Annotated in this window: 1 protein-coding gene; it reads right to left on the reverse strand. The window is 77.4% G+C overall.

The annotated features are described in order from the left end of the window. A partial coding sequence (locus ACFCX4_RS35050; protein ID WP_376151325.1) for a type I polyketide synthase occupies nt 1–4,196 on the reverse strand: 4,196 nt, incomplete at both ends.

Below are 4,196 nucleotides of genomic sequence, written 5' to 3' on the forward strand. Positions count from 1 at the left end.
TCGTAGGCGGTGGCGAACTCGGGGACGGTGGCGTGGAGTTCCCGGCCCATCGCGATGCGTTGGGAGCCCTGGCCGGTGAACAGGAACGCCAGCTTGCCCGGCCGCGCGGCACTGCCGCGCACCAGCCCGGGGTCGTGCCGCCCCTCGGCGAGCGCCCGCAGCGCCGCCATCCGCCCCTCCCGCCCGGTGCCGACGATCACGGCGCGCCGCTCCAGCAGCGCGCGTGTCGTGAGCAGGGAGTGCGCGACGTCGGCGTCCCGCAGGCCGCCGTCCGCCGTGATCCGCCCGATCAGCCGTCCGGCCTGCTCGGCCAGGGCCTCCTCGGTCCGCGCCGACAGCGCCCAGGGCGCGGCGTCGCCGGTGGGCAGGTCGGCCGGCGCGGTCCCGGCCTCCTCCGCCGGGGCCTGCTCGATGATGACGTGCGCGTTGGTGCCGCTGATCCCGAAGGAGGACACGGCCGCCCGGCGCGGCCGCCCGTTCTCCTCCCAGGGCCGCTGCTCGGTCAGCAGCTGTACGGCGCCCGCCGTCCAGTCCACGTGCGGCGAGGCCTCGTCCGCGTGCAGCGTCCTCGGCAGCACCCCGTGGCGCATGGCCATCACCATCTTGATGATGCCCGCGACGCCGGCCGCGGCCTGGGTGTGGCCGATGTTGGACTTGATCGAGCCCAGCCAGAGCGGCTTGTCCGCCGGACGGTCCTGGCCGTAGGTGGCGAGCAGCGCCTGGGCCTCGATCGGGTCGCCCAGCTGGGTTCCGGTGCCGTGCGCCTCCACCGCGTCGACCTGGTCGACCGTCAGCCGGGCGTTGGCCAGCGCCTGGTGGATGACCCGCTGCTGGGAGGGGCCGTTGGGGGCGGTGAGCCCGTTGCTGGCGCCGTCCTGGTTGACGGCGCTGCCGCGCACGACCGCCAGGACCCGGTGGCCGTTGCGCCGGGCGTCGGAGAGCCGCTCCACGAGCAGCAGGCCGACGCCCTCGCTCCAGCCGGTGCCGTCCGCGTCCGCCGAGAAGGCCCGGCAGCGGCCGTCGGGGGACAGGCCCCGCTGCCGGCTGAACTCGATGAACGTGGTCGGCGTGGCCATCACGGTGGCGCCGCCGGCCAGCGCGAGATCGCACTCGCCGCTGCGCAGGGCCTGCGCGGCCAGGTGCAGTGAGACCAGGGAGGAGGAGCAGGCGGTGTCGACGGTGACCGCCGGGCCCTCGAATCCGAAGGTGTAGGAGACGCGGCCGGAGGCGATGCTGGGCGCGCTGCCGTTGCTCAGGTAGCCCTCGAAGTCGCGGGGCGCGTGCTGGAGCCGCGAGCCGTAGTCGCTGTACATGATCCCGGTGAAGACGCCGGTGCGGCTGCCCTTCAGGCTGGCCGGGTCGATGCCGGCCCGTTCGAAGGTCTCCCAGGCGGTCTCCAGCAGCAGCCGCTGCTGCGGGTCGGTGGCCAGCGACTCGCGCGGGGACATCCCGAAGAAGTCCGCGTCGAAGTCGCCCGCGTCGTGCAGGAATCCGCCGTGCCGGGTGTAGGTGTGACCGGCCCTGGCGGGGTCCGGGTCGAACAGGTCGTCGACGTTCCAGCCGCGGTCGGCGGGGAACTCGCCGATCGCGTCGACGCCCTCCGACACCAGGCGCCACAGGTCCTCGGGGGAGCGCACCCCGCCCGGGTAGCGGCAGGCCAGGCCGACGATGGCGATCGGCTCGTCGGCCGCGGCCGGGGCGCTGGCGACCGCCGCGGCCCTGGTGCCCGGCGCCGTCCGCGCGCCGTCGAGCTCCGCCGCCAGGGCGGCCGGGGACGGGTGGTCGAAGATCAGCGTGGCGGACAGCCGCCGGCCGAGCACGGAGCCGAGCCGGTTGCGCAGCTCGACCGCGGTCAGCGAGTCGAAGCCCATCTCGGAGAACGGCCGTCCGGCGTCGATCGCCGAGGCGTCCGGGTGGCCGAGCACCTCGGCGGCGGTCGCCCTCACCAGGTCCAGCAGGGAGCCGGCGGGCCGGGCCGGAGCCCGGCCGGCGGCCCGCTGCGGGGCCCGGACCAGGCCGCGCAGCAGCGCCGGCAGCTCCCCCCGGTCCGCCTGCGGGCGCAGGGCGGCGAGGTCGAGCGCGGCGGCCGTGGTGGTCGCCGCCCCGAGCCGGGCGTCCAGGCAGGCCAGACCCTGCCCGGTCGGCATCGGCGCCAGGCCGGCGCGGACCAGCCGGGCCCGGTCACGGGCGTCGAGCTGTCCGGCCATGCCGTCGCCCGAGTCCCAGAGGCCCCAGGCGAACGAGGCGGCCGGCAGCCCCAGGCCGACCCGGTGTTCGGCGAGGGCGTCCAGGAAGGCGTTGGCCGCGGCGTAGGCGGCCTGGCCGGCGGTGCCGAGCACTCCGGCCACCGAGGAGAACAGCACGAAGTGCTGCAACTCGCCCGCGGCGGAGGTGAGCCGGTGCAGGTTCCACGCCGCGTCGACCTTGGGGCGCAGTACGGCGGCGAGCCGTTCGGGGGTGAGCGAGGCGACAGTGGCGTCGTCCAGGACCCCGGCGGCGTGCACCACCGAGGTCACCGGGTGCCCGGCGAGCAGCGCGGCCAGCGCCGCCCGGTCGGCGACGTCGCACGCGGCGACCGTCACCCGGGCGCCCAGCGCCGTCAGTTCCTCGGCAAGCTCCCCGGCGCCCGGCGCGGTCGGGCCGCTGCGGCTCACCAGCAGCAGGGCGCGCACCCCGTGCGCGGTGACGAGGTGGCGGGCGACCTCCCGGCCCAGCGCGCCGGTGGCGCCGGTCAGCAGCACCGTGCCGTCCGGGCCGAAGGGGCGCGCCGCGGGCGAGGCCTCGGCCCGGACCAGCCGGGGGGCGAGGACCACGCCGTCACGGATCAGCAGCTCCGGCTCGCCGGTGGCCAGCGCCGCCGTCAGGGCGTCGCGGGAGGCGGGCGTGCCGTCGGAGTCGACCAGGACGAAGCGCCCCGGCTGCTCGGCGCGGGCGGAGCGGACGAAGCCCCAGGCCGCCGCGTGCGCGGTGTCGCGCGGCCCGCTGCCGACGGCCCCGCGGGTCACCAGCACCAGGGGCGCCGTGCCGGCGGGCCCGTCCTCGGCGATCCGGGTGCGGACCAGGTCGAGCAGCCGGGCCAGGGTGCTGTGCGCGGCCTCGGCGGCGTCACCGCCGGCCACCGGCAGTTCGACGATCTCCGTCTCGGGCGCGGTGCCACCGGCGGGCGGCACCGGCGTCCACTCCACCTCGTACAGCGGCAGCCGTCCGGCGGTGAGCCGTTCGGGCCGGACGCCGCGCAGCGTCAGCGCCCCGGCCTCGGCGACGAGTCGGCCGGACGGGTCGGTGGCGGTGACGGTGACGACGTCCTCGCCCTGCTCGGTGAGCCGGACCCGCAGGTCCGTGACGGGCGCCGCCGACGGGTACCGGCGGAGCCCCGACCAGTTGAACGGCAGCCGGACGGTGCCGGTCGCGTCGGCCGTGCCACCGAGCGCGAGCGGGCGCAGCGCCGCGTCGAGCAGCGCCGGGTGCAGGCCGAAGCGGGCGGCGTCGGCACGCTGGTCCTCGGCCAGCCCGACCTCAAGGTAGGTGGTGGAGCCGTCCTGCCAGGCGGCCGTGACGCCCTGGAAGGCCGGGCCGAAGTCGAGTCCGGCGGCGGCGGTCCGGTCGGCGAGGGCGGCCACGTCCAGCGGGGTGCCGGACGGCGGCCAGGTGCCGGGGAGGGGCGGCAGCCCGTCGGTCGCGTCGGCGGCCACCAGGCGGCCGGCGGCGTGCCGGGTCCAGGGTGCGTCCGTGCCGTCCGGGCGGGCGTGCACGGCGACCGGGCGGCCGCCCGACCCGTCCGGCGCGCCGACGGTGACCTGGAGGTGGACGGCGCCCTGCTCGGGCAGGACGAGCGGAGTGTCGATGGTCAGGTCGTCGAGGACGGCGCAACCGGTCTGCTCGCCCGCCCACAGGGCGAGTTCGGCGAGCGCGGTGCCGGGGAGCAGCGCGGTGCCGAGCACCCCGTGGTCGGCCAGCCAGGGGTGGGTGCGCAGCGAGACGAGCCCGGTGAGGACGGTGCCGTCGCCGTTGGCCAGCTCGACCGCGGCGCCGAGCAGGCCGTGCTGCTGCACGCCGAGCCCGGCGGCGCGCACGTCGCCCGCGGCTCCGGGGCGCTCCTCCAGCCAGTGGCGGGTGCGTTGGAAGGGGTAGGTGGGGAGGGTGATGGTGTGGCCGTGGGTGGGCCAGGTGGTGGTGTGGCCGGTGGTGTGGGCGGT

The organism is Kitasatospora sp. NPDC056327 (assembly GCF_042261735.1).
GTDB lineage: Bacteria > Actinomycetota > Actinomycetes > Streptomycetales > Streptomycetaceae > Kitasatospora.